This is a genomic window from Kibdelosporangium philippinense (assembly GCF_021390435.2).
Taxonomy (GTDB): domain Bacteria; phylum Actinomycetota; class Actinomycetes; order Mycobacteriales; family Pseudonocardiaceae; genus Kibdelosporangium; species Kibdelosporangium philippinense.
This window is the reverse complement of record NZ_JAJVCN010000004.1, coordinates 1,300,482-1,322,916: the sequence shown is the minus strand read 5'-3', so window position 1 is coordinate 1,322,916 and position 22,435 is coordinate 1,300,482. Positions and strand designations below refer to the sequence as shown.

The following is a 22,435-nucleotide window of genomic DNA, read 5'->3' as shown; positions in this document are numbered from 1 at the left end:
AATGTTGGTCGCTATGACGCGCTCGCGGGTTTATCGGGACGGCCGGCTCGAGTCGGAGAACTTCCCGCCGGACCAGCTGGCGGCCAATCTCGCCGACCCTGGCACGATCGTGTGGGTCGACATGGCCGCGCCGACCAAGAACGATCTCGCGGATCTGACCGAGTACCTTGGCTTGCACAAACTGGCCGTCGAGGACGCCGTGCAGATGCACCAGCGGCCCAAGTTCAGCCACTATCCCGGGCACGGCCTGGTGATCGCGTACGCCGTCTCGGCGGATGAATCCGGCGCGCTGCACGCCCACGAACTGGCGGTCATTCTCGCCAAGCAGACCGTGGTGACCGTGCGCAAGGATCCCGCGTTCGACATGGAACAGGTCGTCGCCCGGTGGGACAGTGAGTCCACAATAGACGGCGTCGCGTATCTCGTGCACGGCGTCCTCGACTACGTCGTCGACTCGTACCTCGACACAATCCAGGTGCTCGACGACATGATCGAGGATCTTGAGGACGAGGTGTTCACGCAGCCGCCGAACTCCTTGGTGGTGCAGCGGCGGTCGTTGATGCTGCACAAGAGTCTCGGACAGTTGCGGCGCAAGGTGACGCCGATGCGTGAGGTGATCGTGCCGCTGCTGCGGCCGGAGAACCCGATCTACGACGACGCCATGCGTCCGTACTTCCAGGACGTGCTCGATCACGTGATCTGGGCGTCCGAGCAGGTCGAGGCGTTGCGGGACCTGATAGCCACGGTCCGCGACACCCAGTTGAACCTGCAGGGCAACCGGATGAACCTGATCATGAAGAAGGTCACCAGCTGGGCGGCGATCATCGCGGTGCCGACCGCGATCACCGGGTTCTACGGCCAGAACATCCCGGTTCCAGGCGTGGACAAGGTGTGGGGCTTCTGGCTGTCCACAGTGGCCATCGTGCTGGCGTCGATCGCGCTTTACAGCACCTTCAAACGCAAGGACTGGTTGTAGCTCACCGCTTGAATCGAGCGGTCGCGCTGATCGCGCCGACAGTGACGAACGTGCTGATCGCGGCAAGCCCGGCGACAAACGCCGCGACCGGCGCGTTTTCCGTCGGCGCGGACTTGACGGACTTCTTCACGATCGGCGGTTCTGGCGTTGGCTCCACAAGCGACACGAGCACCGATGCGGTGAGATTGACGTTGTCACGCCTTGTTTCCACCAACTGTCCATTGACGAATGGTGTCGCGGTGACCGTCAAGGATGTGGTGAGCCGTTCGCGCATGACCACTGCGCATGTGTATTCGACGGTCTGCTGGGGCGCCAACGTGCCGATATTCCGTGCGCACGCCTGGGGTGTCCCGGTCACGCGGACGTCGCCCAGCTGGATCGGTGTCGGATTGCGGACGGTCACCGTGAACGTCACGGACTCTCCGACCCGCGCTGCCCGGGTCGACGGCATTACGGAGAACTCGACTCGCGGATGGATGACCGTGAACGCCGCCTGCGCGTCGGCGATGACCTTCTTGCCTGTCTTGTCCGTTCCGCTGACTGTCACGTTGTTGGTGAAACCCTCGTCGCCCGCGGCGACTGAACACCGCAGCAACTTCGACTCTCCGGGCGCAAGCAGGCCGTAGTTTGGCTGGTCGCACGCATCCACTTGCTTGTCGTCGATGGACACTCCAGATAGGAGGGTGTCGCCAGAGTTGCGTACTTCGATCGTGTAGCCGACTGATTGGCCACTGAGGACTGTGTCCGGTGCCGCGGACTTCTCGACCGCGATCGCTGGCCGGATGACCTCAAGGAATGTCTGCGCGGACGCGGAAAGCGCGTCGCCGATCAGGCTTCGGCCGGTGACCGTGGCGACGGGCTTCACGTCGTCATCGGGCGCGGGCCGCGAACAGCTGTACTTCGCCCACTGCCCACCTTCGAGTCTCGGGATGTTCTCGACGCACGCCGGCCCGAGGTCGGATTGCACCCGAATGTCCACAGCAGGCGCACTGCCGGTGTTGGTCACGGTCACCGATTGGGTGACCTGATCACCCGGATGCACAACGTCTTTCTCCATCACCGTACTGACGACCAACTCCGGCCGCCCCGACGACGCCACGACGTTGGCGACCAGATAGGCGTCATACCCGCTCGTGAAGCTCAGGTTGGCGCCCGCCTCGCCCACTTTGAGCAGATCACCAGGGAGCTCGATCGTGCGCACGTCGACGCTCATGTTGTTGGCGTGCGCGGGATTGACGTGACCGTCCGCACCGGACACGAAGAAGTTGTCCGTCCGGCCCGCATTGCGGCCGTTGATCAAGAACTGGTCGCCCGGCATCGCCCAGTCACCCTCGAACCCGGACAACCCAACCTTGGTGAGCCCACCGGCAGACTTGATCGACGGCATCCGGACGTCCGCGCGACGGTTTCCTGTGAGCACGCGGGTATGCGCGTCGTACACGGTGATCTGCTTTCGCGCGGGCGCGGCGGCGTTCGCGGAGTCGAATGTCCACACGGCGGTCAAGGACCAGCCGCCGAAGCAGTCGAACCCTTGCGGCGTCCAGACATTACCGACCGAGACGGTCGAAGGTCCAGTGATCCCACGAAACTGACCGGTAACGTCGGCGTAAGCACTGTAGAACTGGTGGTCCGTATGGGTGAGATCCCCAGGTGCGTCCTCTGTGTACCGCTCGGGCGCGATCAGGCTGCCTCGATCGTTGATCTTCAGCGAAACCTGTTGCTGCTTGGGCGAACCAGCAGGGCGGATCGGCCCGCGTCCACACGGAACATTGGCCGGTCCGCCGGTGTTTCCCGCCCACGTCAGCTTCGCGTATGCGATCCGCGCACCGGCCGGAATGGACAAACGGCCACTGGAGGAGTTGTACGTGACCGGGTCATTGTCGATGTCCGCCCAGGTCATCGGATGCCCGTTGTTCTGCGCGGAAGGTCCACTGCCGACACGGTTATGGGCGTCAAGGCAGTACTTCACCGGATAGTGGCCTGGCTGCTTTGGGCAAGCGGTGACAGTATTCCCGATCACCGAGAAATCACCGTAGACCGTCTGGTCGAAATTGGTCGGCAGAACCGCCGGGCCTGCGGCGGAAGCCGCTGGGAGCGTTGACAAAATGAGCAGTGACAGCGTGCCCACCAAGCCCCATACGCGCACATTGACCTCCGTCAGGCGGTTGCCAGGGACGATAGGTCAGCCGAGTGACGACTCGCCAGAACGTTCACTCCTCCCGGTGTATTTCGACGCTCCCCCATGGCGCTAACGGCAACGGTGTGTCAAACATGGTTGTCGTGCCGGGATACGCGTACCTGTTGGTCATAGCAGCAATGGTGATCTCGGCGGTCGTCATGATCATGGTTGGCCGTCGAAAGCGAGCGCGGGAAGGAACCTACAACGCCGAAGCCCTCGGCTTCGTCGGCGGCGTGCTGAACGCGTTGTTCATCGTCGTGCTCGCCTTCTACACGGTGATCACGTGGACGGAGGCAGACGCGACCGACGGACACGCGGAAGCCGAGGCGTCCAGCCTGATCGAGGTCTACTGGCAGGTCGCCAGTTCCCCGCAGGCCGACCGGGACCAAGTGCGGGCGTTGGTGAAGGAATACACGTCCGAAGTGGTCAATCGCGAGTGGCCGATGCTTGACGAGAAGAAGTCGGACCCGAAAGCCGACGACCTGCTGGTGGCCCTGCGCGCGGAGATCAGCAGACTGCCCGCGGAAACCGATCGCGAACTGGCCACAAAGGACCAAGCTTTGCAGAACGCGCGCGCGGTCGCGGATGAACGCAGAGCGCGAATCGAGCAGGCAACAGGAGACAGCTCGCTGTTGACGCTGTTGTTCTGGGGCACGATCATCGGCGCGTTCGTGATGGTCGCCTATCCCCTGCTGATCGGCTTCAGCGCGGACTTGCGGCACGTGTTGAGCATCGTGGCCCTTGCCGGAATCCTGGCCTTCACCCTGTACTTCGCGATCGAACTCGACCAACCGTTCCACGGCCTGATCAAGGCCGAACCAGACTCGTTCCGAACGGCATTGGCCGAGTTCAACCGAATCCCCTGATCAACCCTCGTGAGTGGTTAGCCGTGTTCTAACCCGGCTAACCACTCACGAGCGTTTCCTAGTAAGGCAGTGCCCAGATCGGGTTGGTGTAGAACCAGAGGTCCTTCCACGGGTCCGCGTCGCCGACCTTGTCGATCGCCGGACCGTGCGGATCTACTGCGGCACCGTGGAAACCAGGCGCGACCCGGTTGCCGTCGGTGCCACGCAACCGCACATACACCGGCCGATCCAACCGGCCCAACTGGTAAGTGAAGGTCGCCGTCCCAGCGGACTTGTTGACCTCGAACGACTTCACGACCTTCGTGCGCGGCGCGGTGAACGTGTCCCGATCCTGCACCGGCCCGGTCACGTCGCCCTGAATGATGTCCACACGCGACAACACGGGCACGAACTGCGCCCAGTTCGGCGTGTTCGCGAGGTCGATGCTGATCGTCAGCTCGACCGGTGTGCCACGGCGAACATGCAACGAGCCGCCAAGAGTGGCGCTGGACAACCAGCTTCCCCGGCTACGCAGGCGCACGTCCAGACCGCTGATCAGGCCACCGTGGTCGACCCAAACCCGCCCGGCACGAATCCCGTCCATCACCGCGCGGTACGAAAAGTCAAGCGCACCAACGTGTGTACGGCTGTAGCAACCGGGCCAGAAGTCACCTTCGCCGAGGTTCAGCGGGCCGCCGTGCACCGGGTCGGCGTTCTTGCCGTCGACCGCGTAGTTGCTGTTCGGGCCGCGAACCGAGGAGTCCGCGTACACGCTGTGCGAGTCGGAGTTCGCGGTGATCCACCACGGCTTTCCTTCTGACAGCAGGCTGTCCCACATTCCGCCCACTGTGGACGTGAGCCAGTCGAAGCCGCCCCAGGTGTAGTAGCTCTCCGGCGGGTAACCCGCGAAGGCGTCCGAACCGGGAATGCCGTCGTAGTAACCACGAGCGCGTCCGCCGCCATGCGGCTTCGGGATACCAGCGGCCTGGTGTCCCGGCGCGCCTTCCATGCCCACGGCGATGTTCGGTGCCGTGTCACGCCAGGCGCGGATCTCATGCGGGGAGTCAATTCCCTTGCGCGCCGGGTGGTTGGCAAGCATCAGCGCGTCGTCGACACGGCGGCGGCGTACACCTTCGGACAGGAAGTTCACGCCCGCGATCGCGAGCGCTTCCTTGTTCGGGTTGGCTTCGTTCGTGCGGCCGTCGTAGCCGAGCTCGAACTCCTTGAGGAACGAGGCTTCGTTTCGGCCCGGTGCAACAAAAACCGTGCCGTGCTCGGCGCCCGGGATGTTCCACTCCAGACCCTGGAACACCAGGGTGTCGTCGTACTTCTCCCTGGCGGCCTTGATGTCCGGGTTCACCTTGTCCACACCGATCTTGGCGTGCACGGGTCCACCGTGGTCAGTGATCACCAGCCAGCCGAGGCCGTATGCGTTCGCCTGTCGCACGTGGTCGATGACCCGGTACTTGCCGTCGTCACTGTACTGCGTGTGCACATGGTGATCGCCTGCGAGCCAACGGAATCCGCCGCGCGGCACGTTGTGCTGCGGTGTCGCGGCCGCCGGGGTGGCGTTGAGCACGCTGCCACCGGCTAAGCCCGCGCCGAGCAGACCGGCGCGCCGGAAGACCGACCGCCGGGTCATCTCCGCTCGGTTGAGCTCCGCGTCCGGCACCGCGAGATCCGCTGCGCGTGGCAGGTCCTCGGCCGTGACGTGGGAGTGTTCGTGATCGTGGTCGTGATGGTGGTGATGTCCCACGTCCGCTCCTTCATGCACTGATCAATCCGGCGCAACCCTGGCCAGCGCAAGTGAACGTCCGGCGAACGCAATCTTATTCGCGTCTTAAACTAAGTCACCCACGAGTTGCCATCGCACGCAGGAAGAAGGCGAGGTTCGCGGGCCGTTCCGCCAAACGGCGCATGAAGTAGCCGTACCACTGCACTCCGTATGGCACATATACACGCATCGTGTCACCGCGGCGCGCGATGGTTTCCTGTTCCCGCGGTCGAATGCCGTACAACATCTGGTACTCGAATTCACGCCCGGCGCCGAGGTCGCCTGCGATCGAGATGATCCGCGGGTCGTGCGAGGCGATCATCGGATAGCCGTCGCCCTGCATCAGGATCCGCATCACCCGCACGTAGTTGCCGTCCACTTCGGCCTTGTCCTGATAGGCCACCGAAGCGGGCTCCTTGTAGGCGCCCTTGCACAGCCGCACACGTGATCCCACGGTCGCGAGGTCACGCGCGTCGCCCTCGGTGCGACGCAGGTACGCCTGCAGTACCGCGCCGACCCAAGGAAAATCCGCGCGCAGGTCGGCGAGGATGTCCAAAGTGGAGTCGGTCGTGGTGTGGTCTTCCATGTCCAATGTGAGCGTGGCGCCCACTCCGGCGGCCGCGTCGGCGATCAGCCTTGCGTTGTCGAGGGCGATGCGGTGACCGTCACCCGGCAACGCCTGGCCGACCGCGGACAGCTTGACCGACACGTCCGCACCAGCTGCGAGCCCTTGCTCGGACAACGCCGAGAGCAGTTCGACGTACGCCTTGACGGTGTGCGTCGCGTCTGACACCTCGGTGGTGTCCTCGCCGAGGTAGTCGATCGTGACGGCGCGACCGGAGTCGCGAAGCGCGCGCGTCACCTCGACCGCGTCGGGCGTCTCGGCGCCCGCGACGAACCGGTTGACCACGGGCTTGGTCAGCGGGCTGCGCTCAACGACCTTACGGGCCAACGGCGAGCGAGCCGCGGCAAGCAGGCTGGTACGCAACATGTCTACCTCCTACCCCTGGTGCGGGTGGCGTGAAACGGTCGGCGGACGAAGGTTTCCTTGATCGATCGAGGGCTCACCCAACGCAGCAGATTGAGCGGGGAACCGGCCTTGTCGTTGGTGCCGGACGCCCGGCCGCCACCGAATGGCTGCTGACCGACGACAGCACCGGTCGGCTTGTCGTTGACGTAGAAGTTGCCCGCGGCGAATCGCAGGTCCTCAGTCGCGCGCTCGATCGCCGCGCGGTCGTTGGCGATCACCGCGCCGGTCAGGCCGTACGGCGCCGCGCTCTCCATCTGGCGCAGGACGGTGTCGAAGTTGTTGTCGTCGAACACATGCACCGCGAGGACCGGACCGAAGTACTCGGTCGTGAAGACCTCGTGGGTCGGGTCGGTGCCGAGCAGGACCGTCGGGCGGACGAAGAAGCCTTCGCTGTCGTCCGCGGTTCCACCGGCGGCGACCGTCAAGGACGAGTCCGACTTGGCCCGGTCGAGAACGCCTGCGAGCTTGTCGTACGAGCGGCGGTCGATCACGGCGCCCATGAAGTTGCTGAAGTCGGTGACGTCACCCATCTTCAGGTTTTCTATTTCAGATACGAAATCTGACTCCATGCGCTGCCATATCGAAGATGGGATATAGGCGCGCGACGCCGCCGAGCACTTCTGGCCCTGGTACTCGAACGCGCCGCGAACCAACGCGGTGCGCAGCACGTCGACATCGGCCGACGGGTGGGCGATCACGAAGTCCTTACCGCCGGTCTCGCCCACGATCCGCGGGTACGACCGGTAGTTCGCGATGTTGGCGCCGACCTGGCCCCACAGGTGCTGGAAGGTCTTGGTTGAGCCGGTGAAGTGGATACCAGCCAGGTCAGGGTCGGTCAGCGCGACGTCGGAGACCGCGATGCCGTCGCCGGTGACCAGGTTGATCACACCGGCGGGCAGACCGGCCTCTTCAAGCAAGCGCATGGTCAGGTGCGCGGACAGCGACTGCGTCGGCGACGGCTTCCAGACAACCGTGTTGCCCATCAACGCGGGCGCGGTCGGCAGGTTCGCGGCGATCGCGGTGAAGTTGAACGGCGTGATGGCGTAGACGAAGCCTTCGAGCGGCCGGTGGTCTGTGCGGTTCCAGATGCCCGGCGAGCTGATCGGCTGCTCGGCCAGGATCTGCCGGGCGAAGTGCACGTTGAAACGCCAGAAGTCAGCCAGCTCGCAGGCGGCGTCGATCTCGGCCTGGATGGCGGTCTTGGACTGGCCGAGCATGGTCGCGGCGTTGAGCCTGGCGCGCCACGGGCCGGTCAGCAGGTCAGCGGCGCGCAGGAAAATGGCGGCGCGCGAGTCGAACGACAGCGAACGCCACGCGGGCGCGGCCTTCTTGGCAGCCGCGATCGCGGCCTTGGCGTCCTCGTGAGTGGCGTTGGCCAACGTGCCCAGGACAGCGCGGTGGTTGTGCGGCTGCACGACCTCGATCCGGTCGCCGCCTGCGATTCGCTGTTCACCGTCGATCGTGAGGGTGAACTCGACGGTCTCCTTGGCCTGCGCCGCGAGCTCGGCCTCCAGGGCGGCACGAGGGGCGGTGCCCGGCGCGTAGTCGAAGACCTGCTCGTTGACGGGGGCGGGTACTCGGGTCACTGCGTCCATGCGCCTACGGTAGGTCCGCGTTGACCTGCAGTTTTTAGAAGATCAGCTAATATTCGGGTGTCATGATTAGCCGATCGGACAAAACGCTGCGCCAGCTGCTGCAGGCCCTCGGAGATCCCCTGGTCGAGGTGGTCGCCGCGCCGCGCGGCCTCGACGGCCTCGTCCGCGACGTGGTCATCCTCGACCCAGAGGACGACCCCGGGGTGCGGCCGGGTGACGTCGTCCTGGTCATCGGCGTGCGCGGCCGAGCGGCGATCGCCACGGTCCGTGCCGCGGCTCGCCGAGGTGCGCTCGCGGTCGCGGTCAAAGGCCAGGACGAAGCGCTGGAACGCGCCGCGACGGACGCAGGCGTCGCGCTGCTCTCTGTGCGTTCCGACGCGCGATGGGAACAACTCGAGTCGCTCGCCCGCGCAAACATCGGCGCGGAAACCGACAGCGAGACAGTCAGCGACCTGTTCTCGCTCGCCCAAACCATTGCCGCACTGACGGGCGGATTGGTGAGCATTGAGGACACCGCGAGCCGGGTGTTGGCGTACTCGCGTTCGTCCGACGAGGTCGACGAACTGCGCCGACTGTCCATTCTGGGCAGGCAAGGCCCTGAGCAGTATCTGGCGAAGCTGCGCGAGTGGGGCGTCTACGAGCGGATGCGTAAAAGCGAAGCCGTCGAGCGCATCGACGAACGCCCCGAGTTGGGCATCCGGCGACGGCTGGCCGTCGGGATACACGCCGGAGACCAATCACTCGGCTCGATCTGGGTGCAAGAAGGCGCCGTCCCGCTGACGGAGCACGCCGAACGCGCACTCCTCGGTGCCGCCCGCGTGACCGCGTTGCATTTGGTGCGCAGCCGGAACAATCCGGCTGCTCCTCTACGACTGCGCGAAAGCCTGCTCGAAGGCTTGCTCGACGGCCACACCACTGCCGCCGCGGTGGCCGCCAATGTCGGCGCGGACCCCAAACGCGCCGCCGGAGTCGTCGCATTCGAACTGACCGACGACGCCGACCGGTCCACTTTGGAACTCCGGCGCGCCGAACTGACCAACCTGATCGCCGTGCACGCCGCCGCATATCGGCGCGCGGCGTTGGTCACCACATTGCGCGCCCGCATTTACGCACTTTTGCCCGACCTGCACGCGAGCGACGGCATGATCACCCTCGCGAAAGAAGTTGTCGCCGCCGCACGAGTGCACCCCGGCATTTCGGTCCGCGCCGCCGTCGGCATGGCGCCAGACCTCAGTCGCACAGCGGCCGCGCGCAGGGAAGCCGACCGGATCCTCGACGCAGGACTCGACCTGCCGGTCGCGGCGATCGACGATGTGCGCGCCGAAGTGATGATGGCCGAACTACTCAGCCTGCTCGCCGAACACGAGGAGATCCGTGACCCACGACTGACCGACCTCGTCGCACAGGACACAAAGCGGATCTTGGTGCCGTCAGTGCTGGCGTATCTCGAGGCGCTCGGCGACGTCCGGGCCGCGGCCAACCGCTTGCACATCCACCCCAACACGTTGCGGTACCGGGTCCGGCGCGCTGCCGAGCTCGCCGGGATCGACCTTGAAGATCCCAAACAGCGCCTGATCACACAGCTTCAGCTGACGCTTCCCAGACCGAGCTGACTGGCTCCCGCCACTTCCACCGCGACCTGGCCCGCGCCACTCCCACCACGGCCCGGCTTGCGCGACTCGCGGCCTGACTCGCGCGGCTTCTTCATCTGCTCAGCCACGTGATTCCGCCATGCGACATCACCGCATCCAGGCTCACTGGATCGTATCTGATATCTGAAACCCGATACCTGTTACCTGATGCCTGATATCCGATATCAAATGCCGGATGTGCCGTCAGTTCAGCGGATCAGCGCTGGCTGGTTCGAATGGCCGAGCTCGCGCATGAGGTGCCCTTCGAGCGCCAGCAGGGTGCGCTCGATGCATTCCACGAGCATCTTGCCGTGTGCGGGTTCCACAGTGGTCCAATCGCGACCGTCGGCCGCGCGGTACTCCTCGATCAGGTAACGACCGTTGGGCGAGTCGAAGAAGCCGACCAGTTCGTCGTCGCGCACCGAATATCCCATGTGGTCGATCACGGCCGCGGTGAACTCGCCCCGGTCACCGGCCCCGTAGATCGTCTCGGCCAGCCAGTTCGCCTCTTCGGATCCGATTCGAGGCGCGCGCGGACGGGCATGTTTCCCTGGGCCGGCGATCGACCGGAACCGGGCGTCCGCGATGACCTCGTTGGGAAGCGACACCGTGCATCCCGGGCCGGGCGAGGCATCCAACAGCAACGAAACCGGCGCGCGGGCAAGATCTTCCGGCCGGACCGCGTGGACGTTCACGTAACCGCCCACATGCACACCGAAAGCGGCCTGGTCACCCACGGCCGCTGCGTACGCACGGACAGGTCCACCCAGCCATAACCGCGCGCCGACGGCACGCCGGGGGCGGGCAAGGATGTTCAGCAGGGCGACGAGCCGCGGGTTCGGCGCCGCCGAGTCTGCCAGACCGGCGCGCTGGAGCTCTGACCAGGCCTTTGAGACCATGCCGCGCTGGTCACGACCGTGACGTGACACGGTGAGGGTCTCGGGCATGTCGGGCAGCCCGAGGAACTCCCAGAGCACCTGAAAGGCCAGGTCGGAGATGGTGAAGACCGGTCCTGGCGCCCCGGCGGGTCTGCTTCTTGCAGTTTTCATGCATACCCCTCCCATCTTCCTTGATATACGAGTACTTGCCACGCCACGGTTCATCGGTTCGTGGTTGGATCTTGCGGCATGGGGTACCGACTCAACAGGCGTGCGGCGTTCGGTTTGGGGACCGTCGTCGCGGCCAGCAGCGTTCTCGGCAGCACGCCAGCGCTCGCTCAAGAAGAAGACATCAGTCCGCCGACGGCGGACCGGGCCCGCGCCCGGGTTAAGCGGGTCTACGACTCAGCAATCCAAGATGCTGGCGGTACGTGGAACGCACACATCAGCGTCGCGGACGGTGTCGCCGTCGAGCACGGCTCTGACGACGTGGTCGAGGCGTACAGCGTCAACAAGGTCGCCGCCGCGGTCGCGGTGCTCGACAAGATCGACCGTGGCGAAGCCAAGATCACCGACCAGGTCGAGGTGCCGGAAGACATCGTGATCAAGACCGGCGACGGGGTCATCCCGCTCGACCGGGCATACCCGAGCGTGTTCACGGTCGGGCACATCCTGTCGCTGTTCCTGACCGTCTCGGACGACACGTGCGTCCGACTGTCGGGCCTGGTCTGTGCGCCCGTGGAGATCAACGCGACCATGGTCGCGAAGGGATTCCCGAACACGCAGGTCATCCCGTCCGCGTCCAACCCGCGGCGGTACTTCCTCGGCAAGACCACGCCTCGGGAAACGCACGGCATCCTGCAGGGCATCGTGAAAGGCACGCTGCTCAGCCCGACGTCGACCGACCACATCCTGAACGTGCTGCGGGCGCAGGCGGCGTTCACCGACGGCATCCGCCGGAACATGTCGTCGATCGACCGGTCCCGCGTCGCCACCAAGGCGGGCTGGCTGAACGACGGCCGCAACGAGGCTGGCGTCATGTTCGACAAGGCGGGCAAGCCGGTCCTGACGTACGCCCTGTTCGCACGCGGCTTGCCGGAGCACGCTCCGGACTTCGGCGGCACGCACCCGTTCCGCGAGGCCGCAGCGAGGATGGGGCCGAAGTTCCTTCGCGCAGTCGACAAGATCAGCGGTGACCCCGCGGCCCGCACGCTGCGGACGCAGTCCTACCAGCCGTCCAACGGCGGCTGACCGACCGGCACACGGCAGCGACCAATGTAGACACCCGAAGGTCGTTGCCCGCCATCAACTCCGAACCCGATTCGGCACGACGGCTATGCCCGCGTCGGGTCGGCGAACCCGATGGTTCCATTGGCGCCGCCGTGGCCGAACGCTGCGGTCCGGCGGTGTCAGTGGACACCGAGAGCACCTACCTACCGGTCGGTCGGATGGTAGGGTCCGGCGCCGTGAGTGGCGATACCCGGACACGAATCCTCGACACCGCGCTTGACCTGTTCAGCGCGCGTACCTACAAAGCCGCGTCGATGCGTGAGATCGCCGAGCACGTCGGCATCACGAAACCTTCGCTGTACCACCACTTCCGCAGCAAGACCGAGATCCTCAGCAACCTGGTCAGGCCAGCTGTCGAGCAACTCGAAGGGGTGCTGACCTCGGCGCGGACCCCGGAAGAAGTCCTCGGCGGGTGTATCGACGCGATGCTCGAGCACCGCAAGGCGATGGCTCTTCTGCTGCGCGACGTCTCCGTGCACACCGACGAGACGGTCGAAACCATGACCAAGGTGACGGACATCGTCCGGCAGGCGACCGACTTGATCGCGGGCCGCAGACCTGACTGGCGGCGACGCGTCCGCGCCGCACAGGCGTTCGCCGCGGCGACAGACCCGATCAACATGTTCCCGAACGTGCCTGCCAAAGACCTGCGGGATGAGCTGCTGCGCGGCGCCACCGCCATCCTCAACTGGCCGTGACCTCCTGAGAAGCAGCTGATAGGTCTCTGTGAACATCCGGCTGGGGGCACATCTCACCGATACCTCACGTTCAATGGGATGTACGAACTAATACACCCCAGAGGTGAGAGAGATGTCCACAGCAGCCTTTCGTCCCACCACCAACGCAATCCCTTCGTTGCCCACGATGCCGAACGGGTGGCCGATCGGCTCCTACGACACGTACGCCGAGGCGCAGTCAGCCGTCGACTACCTGGCCGACGCCAAGTTCCCGGTCCAGGACGTGACCATCGTCGGTGTCGAGCCGCTCCTGGTCGAACGCGTGGCCGGGCGTCTGAGCTGGGGCCGCGTGCTGGGCACCGGCGCGGCAAGCGGTGCGTGGTTCGGTTTGTTCGTCGGACTACTGCTGAGCATGTTCAGCGCCGGGTTCGCGTGGGGACCGATCCTCGTCGGCCTTGTCGCCGGTACGGTCTTCGGTCTCGCCTTCGCGGCGATGAACTACAGCGCGACCCGCGGGCGCCGTGACTTCGTGTCGCACAGCCAGATCGTGGCTCGGCGCTACGACGTCTTGTGCCAGCCGCGCCAGGCGGAGACCGCGCGCAACCTGCTCGCCAAGTTGTCCATCGGGATGCCTGCCGCGCAGGCCGCCACTCAAGCCTGATCGAACGCCGGAGGGCGGACCGCGATTTCGCGGTCCGCCCTTTGTGCTATCATTCGAACAACGCCTTCGCACGGCGATCCGAGTCATCTTCGGTTAATCAATTTTCCCGCACCGAATAGGTATAATTTTTCACCCATTGGGGCAATTCTGTCGACGATTACTTGACCGGTGCGCATACTCGGCATCGTGATTCCGACATATGTTTTCGTTCATCCGTCCGGCAGTAATTCGACCGCCTGGACCGCCATGCAGCGGGAAATGGCGTTCCGCGGCCACCGGACGCTCGCGGTAGACCTTCCCGGCCGGGGAACGGGATTCACGCGGGCATATCAGACGCAGGACCTTGAAACGTTCGCGGCCGAGCCCTCGCCGATCGCGGACGTGACCGGACCGGACTGGGTCGGCCACGTCGTCGACGCCGTCCGCCGGGTTCGGGAGCACGGTCCGGTGATCCTTGTCGGCCACAGCCTCGGCGGGCTGACCATCACCGGCGTCGCCAATCAGATACCCGATTTCCTAGATCGGATCGTATACATCGCCGCGCAGTGCCCGGTGACGATGGCGGGCGCGGACTACATCAGCGAGCCGGAATGGGCCTCCAGCAAGCTGTTTCCCGTCACGGCCAAGATCACCATGACCAATCCGGCCGAACGCGGGTACATCAGGCTGAATTGGCGAACCGCCGACCCGGACGTCGTCGACGGACTGCACGAGGCGCTGGGTTCGGGCGCGAACCCCGATGCGTTCATCAGGTTGCTCAACGGGTTCGAACCGGACGAAGTCTGGTGGCAGACCAACCCGACCTTCGACTACCGGGTCGAAAAGGACACGTGGGGCCGCGTCCCGCACAGCTACATCCGGCTGACCGAAGACAAAAGCATGCCGCCGGCGGCACAAGAGCGTTACATCAAAGAAGCCGACGCACTGACGCCGGAAAACCCGTTCGATGTCCATTTCGCAGCGGGCGGCCACGGCACATTTCTCCATCACCCAGCGGAGGTCGCCGCCATTCTGAGCGGCTTCAGCCGAGCGTAATCAGGCCACCGGTGGGCGGGCGATAGTTCGCTCACCGGTTCCCAAACGGGCAATTCCGTCGACGGACGGGCAAGCCATGCGGATACTCGATCCCATGACGCCGACTTATGTTCTGGTCCACGGTATGTGCGGCAATTCCGGCAACTGGACACATCTGCAACGGGAAATGTCCCTGCGCGGGCATCGCACGCTCGCCGTCGACCTGCCCGGCCGGGGCACCGGGTTCACCGCGGCGTACCACGACCAAGACATCGCGGCGCTCACGAACGAGTCCTCGCCAGCGGGCGACGTCAGCGGCCAGGACTGGATCGACCATGTCGTGCAGATCGTGCGCAGCGTTCGCGAGCACGGCCCGGTGATCCTCGTCGGCCACAGTCTCGGCGGCCTGACCGTCACCGGCGTCGCGAATCAGATATCCGATTTCCTACATCGGATCGTATATGTGTCCGCGCAGTGCCCCGTTCGCATGTCGCCGGTCGAGTACATGGGCCAGCCAGAATGGGCAGCCAGCGCGCTGTTCCCGGCGGGCGCGCCGCTCATGATGGGCAACCCGACGGAGCGCGACTTCATGCGCACAAATTGGCGAGGCGCGAACCGCGCGACGCTCGGAGCGCTGGCCGACGCGTTGGGCCTCAGCGAGCGGCAAGTCATCGTCTGGCTGAACGGCTTCGAACCGGACGAAGCCTGGATGGCCAAACCGAGCTTCGACTTCCGCGCCGAAAAAGACACCTGGGGCCGCGTCCCGCACACCTACATTCGGCTCACCGAGGACAAGAGCATTCCGCTCGCCGCGCAGGACCTCTACATCAAGGACGCCGACGCGCTCACGCCAGAAAATCCCTTCGACGTCCATTCAGTCACGAGCGGCCACAGCACCTTCCTGTTCCAGCCGGAAGAGGTCGCGGACGTCCTCATCTCCTGCCAGCAGGCATAGCGACCGGCACCTCGCCGTTACGCAGCAGCTCCAGCGCCCGGTTGGCCAGCCGGCGCATGTTGGCCTTCCCGCCACTCTCGACCCAAGCGTGCACAGTGACGTCGATCACGAAACCCACGGTGGCGGCGGCGAGGCTCGCGGCCATGTCGCCGCCGCGCCGCTTGGACCGCCGCGAGATCTCGTCCGCGACCGCGGCGCGCCACCTGAACCAGATGCTGGAAAACTGCGCGTTGACCGACTCCGTGCGCCCCGCGAGTTCGTAGATCGCCAGGACACGGGACTCGTGCACGGCCGTGGTCAGCACAACACTGTCGATCAGCGCGTACATCGCCTCCGTTACCGGCACGTCGTCGGGCTGCTCACGCATCCGGTCCAACGCGGAAAAGAGCTGTGACTCGACGAAGTTGACGATCAACGTCTCCTTGGTCGGGAAGTAGCGGTACAGCGTGCGCGGGCCAACCTCGGCGGCCGCGGCGATCTGCTCGACCGTGGTCTCGTCGAAACCGTGTTCGGTGAACAGCTCGAACGCCTTGTCGGCGATCAGCTGCCGCGTGCGCTCCATCTTGAGCTCGCGAAGCCCCACGGCCATTCCTCCTACCAGGCAAGATCCACGCGCCAGATGCTAACAGCGCAACAGGGCCCCGGCACCGGCGAAACCCTGCCACGACCCTCCGAACTGGACAACCCCACCAGCGCCCCGTCCTGGGTTTCGCGGTGGGCCCTCCCGTTAGGACACAACGGTTCTTTCGCATATGTAATCCGAGCCACCGGGCCTTGCGACAGTAACCGCCTAATGACAGTCTAGGTCGTATGGCACTGACTGCCACATTTTGAAGGGATCCCCATCGCGATGACGGACATGTCGACCATCCCCGCCTTCCCTGCCACCCGTGCGCCTGGGTGCCCGTTCGAGCCGCCTGCCGAATTCAGCGAACTGCGTGACAACGACGCCATCACCCAGGCCAGTTGTCCGGCAGGCATCGACGCATGGGTGGTCAGCCGTTACGAGGACGTCCGCAACGTGCTGTCCACGCCAAGCGTCAGCTCACGCAAAGCGCCCTCAGCACACGTCACCCCCGGAGCGGACCTGGAGCGCCCGATCACCCCCGGCAACATCCTCCAACTGGACGGCAAGGAGCACGCCCGGCTACGCCGTTTGCTCACGCCGGAGTTCACCGTCCGGCGAATGGAAGCACTGCGTCCCTACATCCAGCAGCTCGTCGAGGAACACATCGACGCCATGCTCGCCGGTCCACAACCCGCGGACCTCTACCAGGCGTTCGCGCTGCCGATCCCGTCCCTGGTCATCTGCGAGATGCTGGGCGTGCCCTACGAGGACCGCGAGGTGATCCACGAGCACAGCGCGACGCTGATGGCCGTCGACCGGGACCCGGCGATCGGGTTCGCCGCATATGGCCAGGTCCAGGCATACATGACCACGCTGTTCGAGACCAAGCTCGCCAACCCGGGCGACGACCTGATCGGCCGGATGATCACGCGCGGCCGCGAGTCCGGCGACCAGATCACCGCGGCCGAAATGGTCGAACTGGCGATCACGCTGCTCATCGCGGGCCACGAGACGACCGCCAACATGATCGCGCTGAGCACCGCGGCGCTGCTGCAGCAGCCGGAGAAGCTGGCTGAGCTGCGCGACAACCCCGAGCTGGCGCCGACCGCGGTCGAGGAAATGCTGCGCTACCTGTCGGTGGTCCAGTTCGGCCTGCTGCGCTACGCCACCGAGGACGTCCAGATCGGTGAGCAGACCGTCAAAGCGGGCGAGTGGCTGGTCGCCGCGATCGGCTCGGGCAACCGTGACGAGCAGGTTTACGCCGAGGCCGACTCGATCGACCTCGCGCGTAAGGCCAAGACCCACCTGGCGTTCGGTTTCGGCATCCACCAGTGCCTCGGCCAGCAGCTCGCCCGGATCGAACTGCAGGAGGTCTACGCGCGGCTGTTCCGCCGTATCCCGACCATGCGGCTGGCGATCGACGCCGACGAGATCTCATTCAAGGACAACGCCCTCGTCTACGGTGTGCACGAGTTGCCGGTCACCTGGGAGGGCTGAGAACAGCATGGATCGGATCGTGGTCATCGGAGCGTCAGCAGCCGGTCTCACCGCCGCGGAAACGCTCCGCAGGGAGGGCTTCGACAAGCAGATCACGTTGATCGGCGACGAACTGCATCTGCCGTACGACCGTCCGCCGCTGTCCAAGCAGGTGCTTTCGGGCGTCTGGGAGACCGACAAGATCGCGCTGCGCAAGGACGCCGACTACGAGCAGTCGAGCCTCGGCGTCCGGCTCGGCGCGACGGCGGTCAGCCTGGACACCGACGCGCGCGTGGTGCAGCTCGCCGACGGCGACAAGGTCAGCTACGACGGCCTGATCATCGCGACCGGGGTGCGTCCCAGGCTGCTCCCTCATGGCCACGACCTGGCTGGAGTGCACGTGATGCGCACGATCGACGACACAGTCGCGCTGCGCGCCGAACTGGCCACGGCTTCCCGGCTGGTCGTGATCGGCGCGGGCTTCCTCGGCTGTGAGGCCGCCGCGTCCGCGCGCAGGCTTGGGGTGGAGGTCACGATCGTCGATCCACTGCCCCAGCCGATGGTGCGCCAGTTCGGCGACGAGATCGGCCGTCTGATCGCCGAACTGCACCGGGGCGAGGGCGTCACGGTGCGCACTGGCGTGGGGGTCGAGCGCTTGCTCGGCGGCGAGAACAACCGGGTGACAGCGGTTCAGCTGTCTGACGGCTCGCAACTCGACGCCGATGTGGTGCTCGTGGCCATCGGCGCGATCCCGGCGACCGAGTGGCTGGCCGACAGCGGCGTCCAGGTCGACAACGGCGTGCTGTGCGACGCGCGGTGCCAAGCGACACCGGGCGTTTATGCAGCCGGTGACGTCGCCAATTGGCATCACGAAGGCTTAGGCGAGCGGATGCGCGTGGAGCATCGGATGAACGCGACGGAGCAAGGAATGGCCGCCGCGCGCAATCTGCTGGGGGCGGATACGCCGTTCAAGCCGATCCCCTACTTCTGGACAGACCAGTACGACACGAAGATCGCGGCTTTCGGGCATCTCGCGCCGGACGCCAAGGTGTCGATCGAACAGGGTGACCCGGCGGAAGGCAAGTTCGTCGCGCACTACGCGCGGTCGGGAAAGGTGATCGGCGTCCTGGCGTGGAACATGCCACGCGAGCTACGGAAAGCCCGAGCTCTGCTCGCCGAATCGTTCTAGTGCATCGGTTCAGATTCGCACGTGGGTAGGCGAGAAATGTCTCGCCTACGCCGTTCCCTCGTGGGGAACGGACAGTAGAGCAAGCACGTACATCAACACCGCCAGGCTGTCCTGCCCTGGGGCGATCGGCGGGGTAACCGTCCACAAAGGTGCGTGGCCGCGGCTCCCATGCGACCGGGCGAACCGGTCACTTGTATCCGAAGTGGACTTCTACTTACTCGCGGCCACGCACGATGGTCGGCTCGAAGTAGTCGTCATCGTCCAGCTGGACCGGCAGTTCCAGCTCGAATGAGGCCTCGGTGTCCTCCTCGATCGAGACTCTGTCTCGCATGGCGGTCATGGCTTACTCCGCTCTCCCGTCTACTTGCCTACCAATTCATGGAAGCGAATCGACAAACCACTCTCAACCCCTATTCCACGTTGTGACACAGATTTCACGACAAGGTGAGTACATGAGCCCGTCTCTTGACAGAACTCGCTCTTGACAAACGGGATAGTTGCGTACTCTCACCGTCCGCGTTCATGCTCGGGCTGGTGAGCGAGCCGATCGACGAGCACTTCACTCGAACAGTGCAAGCCCTTTCCTCCAGTCGTGGCACCGGGAACAGCGCGTCCGACCTGCCGTTCCTCGATCTCTTCGACGCGCAGCTCGGCAGCAGGCACGTCGACCTCATCGCCCGTGAGCTCGGCAGTCGGGGCCAGGGTTTCTACAGCATCGGATCATCGGGCCACGAGGGAAACGCGGCCGTCGCGGTGGCGTTGCGCCCCACCGATCCAGCGTTGCTTCATTATCGATCGGGTGCTTTTTACATCGCGCGGGCACGCCAGGTAACTGGCACGAATCCCCTTCTGGACATGACACTCGGGATCGCGGCCGCCACGGACGAACCGATCTCGGGCGGCAGGCACAAAGTGTTCGGAAACGCCCAATTGTCGATCATTCCGCTCACCTCGACCATCGCGTCGCACTTGCCGAGGGCAGTCGGTCTCGCGCTGGGCATGCAGCGCGCCGCCAAGCTCGGACTGCCGTCTCCATGGCCAAAAGACGCCATCGTCCTATGCGGATTCGGTGATGCGTCAGCGAACCACTCGACCGCGCTCGGCGCGCTCAACGCGGCACGGCACTGCGCGTACCAACGGCTGCCGTTGCCAGTGTTGTTCGTGTGCGAGGACAACGGAATCGGGATCAGTGTCCGCACGCCACCCGGCTGGATCGAAGAAGCGCATTCCGGCGCGGGCATGAAGTACTTCTCGGCTGACGCGACCGATTTGACCTCGGTCGTGCCGATTGCCGCTGAGGCCGCGGCCTGGGTGCGTACCAACCGTGCGCCCGCTTTCCTACACCTGCGGACGGTCCGGTTGATGGGTCACGCGGGGTCCGATGTGGAGAGTGCATATCGGACACCCGGCGAGATCACCGCGGACTACTCACTCGACCCACTCGTCAAGACGGCGTCTTTGCTCGTCTCACAGGGAATCTTGACGCCAGCCGAAGTGCTCGAACGGTACGAGGCGAAACGTACCGAGGTCCGCGCCGCGGCCGGCACAGCCGTGTCACGTCCAAAGCTGACCAGCGCCAAGGAGATCATGGCGCCATTGACCACTTCCACAGTGGACGCACCATTCGTCCCGGTTTCCGGCACGCTGGCGCAAGGCATCAACCAAGCGCTCACCGGGATCCTGTCCTCCGACCCCGGCGCGCTGGTGTTCGGCGAGGACGTCGGCCGCAAGGGCGGTGTCTACGGCGTGACCCGAGGCCTGCACAAGAAGTTCGGGTCGGCCAGGGTGTTCGACACCGTCCTGGATGAACAGTCCATATTGGGCACGGCACTGGGCACGTCCCTCGTCGGTTTCCTGCCGATCCCGGAGATCCAGTACCTGGCGTACGTGCACAACGCGCTGGACCAGATCCGGGGCGAGGCGTCGACCATGCGGTTCTTCTCCAACGACCAGTACCGCAACCCGATGATCGTGCGCATCGCTGGCCTGAGTTACCAGAAGGGCTTCGGCGGCCACTTCCACAACGACAACTCCATTGCCGCGCTCCGCGACATTCCCGGCGTCGTCATCGCCGCGCCCGCACGTGCCGACGACGCGGCCGCGATGCTGTACACCTGCGCAGCCGCAGCCCGTACCGACGGGCAGGTGTGCGTTTTCCTGGAACCCATCGCGCTGTACCACACGCGCGACCTCTACGAACCCGGCGACAACGGCTGGCTCGCGTCATCATCAGAATCCGCGCCGCTCGGCACAGCGCGCATTTACGGCTCGGGCAAGGACCTGACCATCGTGTCGTTCGCGAACGGCGTCCCAATGAGCCTGCGCGTCGCCCGCCGACTGGCCGCGCAGGGCATCAACGCGCGCGTTCTGGACCTACGCTGGCTGTCGCCGTTGCCCGTCGCGGATCTGCTCACGCACGCAGGCGAAACCGGCCGCGTGCTGGTCGCCGACGAGACCCGCCGGACCGGTGGGGTCTCCGAAGGCGTCTTCACCGCGTTGCTCGACGGCGGCTACCGAGGCGCGCTGCGCCGGGTCACCAGCGAGGACTGCTTCATCCCACTCGGCCCGGCGGCAAATCACGTACTGCTGGACGAGGACGCTATCGAGAAGGCGGCACTCGACCTGGTTACTGGCTGACCAAAGGCTTGCTCAACGCGCTGGGCAGAATCATGGACTGCGCGTCGAGACGCGTGCTGAGCTCGCCGTAAGCCAGCATCAGGTCGCAGACGCGTTGCAGGCGCTTCGGGTCGAGACCGAGCGGGAAACCGACCAGTGCCGTCAGCGCCGCGGTTTGCTGGTCGACGCCCGCGTAACCCCGGATCGACCGCTCGACCTCGTTGCGGTCGGTCAGCGCGACGTTCACACCCTTGGCCAGTGCACGTTGGAACGCCTCGACGGTGTGCGGGTTCTCGCGGGCGAACTTGTCGCTCGTCGCGTAACCGGAGATCGGGATGTCCGCGGTCGCACCCGACGCCGCGTCGAACAACGGGACCGCGCCGTACCGCTTGGACACGTCGGTGATGTACGGCTCGGACAGCAGCGCGGCGTCCACAGTGCGGTTACGCAGCGCCTCACCCATGTCGGTGTACTTCATCTCGACGAAGTTCGGCGTGGTGACGGCCTGCCCAGTGGAGGTCAGCACGGATCTGATGGTCAGCTCGGCCAGACTGTTGATAGTGGTCACCGCGACCCGCTTGCCGGAAATGTCCGCGGGCTTGCGCAGCTGCGAATCCTTGGCGACAAGCACCATCCACGTCCGCGGGTTCGCCGAGTAGCCGTCGGCGACGAACTTGACGTCCGCGGTTTTCTTGGCCTGCGCGTCGAAGAACGAGCCGTAGTTGCCGAACACCAGGTCGAGTTCACCGGTGTTCATCGAGCCGACAGCCGCGCCAGCGCCCTGGATCGTGACGGGCTTGACCGTGAGCCCTTCCTCTGCGAAGAAACCCTTCTCCATGGCGAGGAAAAACGGCGCGGCGCCCAGCACCGGCAAAACGCCAAGCGAGATGTTCGTCTTCTCCGGCGGCGGATTGTCCGAGTTGGACCCGGTGCACGCAGCCGCCATCACAACAGTCATCAGAAACGCCACCAGGCGACCACTCCGCTGGAGCCAGCCCACGACAACTACCGCCTATTCATCGTCCCCTGTGGGGGCACACCCAACTCTACAGACGGCGAAAAGGCAAGTGCGGCATTGGCC

General features: G+C 65.2%; 18 protein-coding genes and 1 pseudogene. 11 read left to right on the top strand and 8 right to left on the bottom strand.

Features of this window, described 5'->3' with window-relative positions:
* Positions 1 to 13: 13 nt before the first annotated feature.
* The gene (locus tag LWC34_RS49095; protein ID WP_233732879.1) at positions 14 to 976 is read left to right on the top strand and encodes a magnesium transporter CorA family protein; all 963 of its coding nucleotides are present in this window, start codon (positions 14 to 16) and stop codon (positions 974 to 976) included.
* Between the two features lies 1 nt (position 977).
* On the opposite strand, the gene LWC34_RS58470 is transcribed toward LWC34_RS49095, so the two are convergent.
* Positions 978 to 3,122, bottom strand: a complete 2,145-nt coding sequence (locus LWC34_RS58470; protein ID WP_233732877.1) for a CLIPPER-2 domain-containing protein — start codon at positions 3,120 to 3,122, stop codon at positions 978 to 980.
* Between the two features lie 125 nt (positions 3,123 to 3,247).
* Between LWC34_RS58470 and LWC34_RS49085 the strand changes: the two genes are divergently transcribed.
* Entirely contained in the window at positions 3,248 to 4,021 is a 774-nt protein-coding gene (locus LWC34_RS49085) for a bestrophin-like domain (RefSeq protein ID WP_233732875.1), read from the top strand.
* 58 nt (positions 4,022 to 4,079) lie between these two features.
* Here LWC34_RS49085 and LWC34_RS49080 read toward each other — a convergent pair whose 3' ends face one another.
* The 3 genes and pseudogenes from LWC34_RS49080 to pruA all read right to left on the bottom strand — a co-directional run bounded on the left by LWC34_RS49080 (position 4,080) and on the right by pruA (position 8,399).
* Positions 4,080 to 5,756: a PHP domain-containing protein gene (locus LWC34_RS49080; protein WP_233732873.1), complete on the bottom strand. Its 1,677-nt coding sequence runs from the start codon at positions 5,754 to 5,756 to the stop codon at positions 4,080 to 4,082.
* A gap of 94 nt (positions 5,757 to 5,850) precedes the next feature.
* Positions 5,851 to 6,765, bottom strand: coding sequence for a proline dehydrogenase family protein (locus tag LWC34_RS49075; RefSeq protein WP_233732871.1), 915 nt, complete (start codon positions 6,763 to 6,765; stop codon positions 5,851 to 5,853).
* Positions 6,766 to 6,774: 9 nt separating this feature from the next.
* A pseudogene (gene pruA, locus LWC34_RS49070) lies at positions 6,775 to 8,399 on the bottom strand (L-glutamate gamma-semialdehyde dehydrogenase).
* Between the two features lie 62 nt (positions 8,400 to 8,461).
* Between pruA and LWC34_RS49065 the strand changes: the two are divergent.
* The gene (locus tag LWC34_RS49065) at positions 8,462 to 10,012 is read left to right on the top strand and encodes a PucR family transcriptional regulator (RefSeq protein ID WP_233732868.1); all 1,551 of its coding nucleotides are present in this window, start codon (positions 8,462 to 8,464) and stop codon (positions 10,010 to 10,012) included.
* A gap of 227 nt (positions 10,013 to 10,239) precedes the next feature.
* Here the strand turns inward: LWC34_RS49065 and LWC34_RS49060 are convergent, their stop codons facing one another.
* Entirely contained in the window at positions 10,240 to 11,079 is an 840-nt protein-coding gene (locus LWC34_RS49060; RefSeq protein WP_233732866.1) for an ESX secretion-associated protein EspG, read from the bottom strand.
* 78 nt (positions 11,080 to 11,157) lie between these two features.
* Between LWC34_RS49060 and LWC34_RS49055 the strand changes: the two genes are divergently transcribed.
* From LWC34_RS49055 to LWC34_RS49035, 5 genes are all read left to right on the top strand, one after another.
* Positions 11,158 to 12,159, top strand: a complete 1,002-nt coding sequence (locus tag LWC34_RS49055) for a serine hydrolase (RefSeq protein WP_233732863.1) — start codon at positions 11,158 to 11,160, stop codon at positions 12,157 to 12,159.
* Between the two features lie 215 nt (positions 12,160 to 12,374).
* Positions 12,375 to 12,896 (top strand): TetR/AcrR family transcriptional regulator, encoded by a 522-nt coding sequence (locus tag LWC34_RS49050; RefSeq protein ID WP_233732860.1) that lies wholly within the window; start codon positions 12,375 to 12,377, stop codon positions 12,894 to 12,896.
* Positions 12,897 to 13,008: 112 nt separating this feature from the next.
* The gene (locus tag LWC34_RS49045; RefSeq protein ID WP_233732858.1) at positions 13,009 to 13,536 is read left to right on the top strand and encodes a general stress protein; all 528 of its coding nucleotides are present in this window, start codon (positions 13,009 to 13,011) and stop codon (positions 13,534 to 13,536) included.
* Positions 13,537 to 13,722: 186 nt separating this feature from the next.
* The gene (locus LWC34_RS49040; protein ID WP_233732856.1) at positions 13,723 to 14,571 is read left to right on the top strand and encodes an alpha/beta fold hydrolase; all 849 of its coding nucleotides are present in this window, start codon (positions 13,723 to 13,725) and stop codon (positions 14,569 to 14,571) included.
* 94 nt (positions 14,572 to 14,665) lie between these two features.
* A complete protein-coding gene (locus LWC34_RS49035; protein WP_233732855.1) occupies positions 14,666 to 15,505 on the top strand; it encodes an alpha/beta hydrolase in 840 nt (279 codons plus the stop codon).
* Here LWC34_RS49035 and LWC34_RS49030 read toward each other — a convergent pair.
* Entirely contained in the window at positions 15,483 to 16,088 is a 606-nt protein-coding gene (locus LWC34_RS49030; RefSeq protein WP_233732852.1) for a TetR/AcrR family transcriptional regulator, read from the bottom strand. The two genes, LWC34_RS49035 and LWC34_RS49030, sit on opposite strands and share 23 nt — an antisense overlap.
* A 267-nt stretch (positions 16,089 to 16,355) precedes the next feature.
* On the opposite strand from LWC34_RS49030, the gene LWC34_RS49025 reads away from it, so the two are divergent.
* Positions 16,356 to 17,570 carry a cytochrome P450 gene (locus LWC34_RS49025; RefSeq protein ID WP_233732849.1) on the top strand — a complete coding sequence of 405 codons (1,215 nt, stop codon included), beginning with the start codon at positions 16,356 to 16,358 and terminating at the stop codon, positions 17,568 to 17,570.
* A gap of 7 nt (positions 17,571 to 17,577) precedes the next feature.
* Positions 17,578 to 18,738: an NAD(P)/FAD-dependent oxidoreductase gene (locus LWC34_RS49020; RefSeq protein WP_233732846.1), complete on the top strand. Its 1,161-nt coding sequence runs from the start codon at positions 17,578 to 17,580 to the stop codon at positions 18,736 to 18,738.
* Positions 18,739 to 18,952: 214 nt separating this feature from the next.
* Here the strand turns inward: LWC34_RS49020 and LWC34_RS57600 are convergent, their stop codons facing one another.
* On the bottom strand, positions 18,953 to 19,078 hold the full coding sequence (locus LWC34_RS57600) for a hypothetical protein (protein WP_284051900.1): 126 nt from the start codon (positions 19,076 to 19,078) through the stop codon (positions 18,953 to 18,955).
* Between the two features lie 194 nt (positions 19,079 to 19,272).
* On the opposite strand from LWC34_RS57600, the gene LWC34_RS49015 reads away from it, so the two are divergent.
* Positions 19,273 to 21,375: a thiamine pyrophosphate-dependent enzyme gene (locus tag LWC34_RS49015; RefSeq protein ID WP_233732844.1), complete on the top strand. Its 2,103-nt coding sequence runs from the start codon at positions 19,273 to 19,275 to the stop codon at positions 21,373 to 21,375.
* On the opposite strand, the gene LWC34_RS49010 is transcribed toward LWC34_RS49015, so the two are convergent.
* Positions 21,365 to 22,312 (bottom strand): ABC transporter substrate-binding protein, encoded by a 948-nt coding sequence (locus LWC34_RS49010; RefSeq protein WP_233732842.1) that lies wholly within the window; start codon positions 22,310 to 22,312, stop codon positions 21,365 to 21,367. The genes LWC34_RS49015 and LWC34_RS49010 overlap by 11 nt on opposite strands.
* Positions 22,313 to 22,435 lie beyond the last annotated feature (123 nt).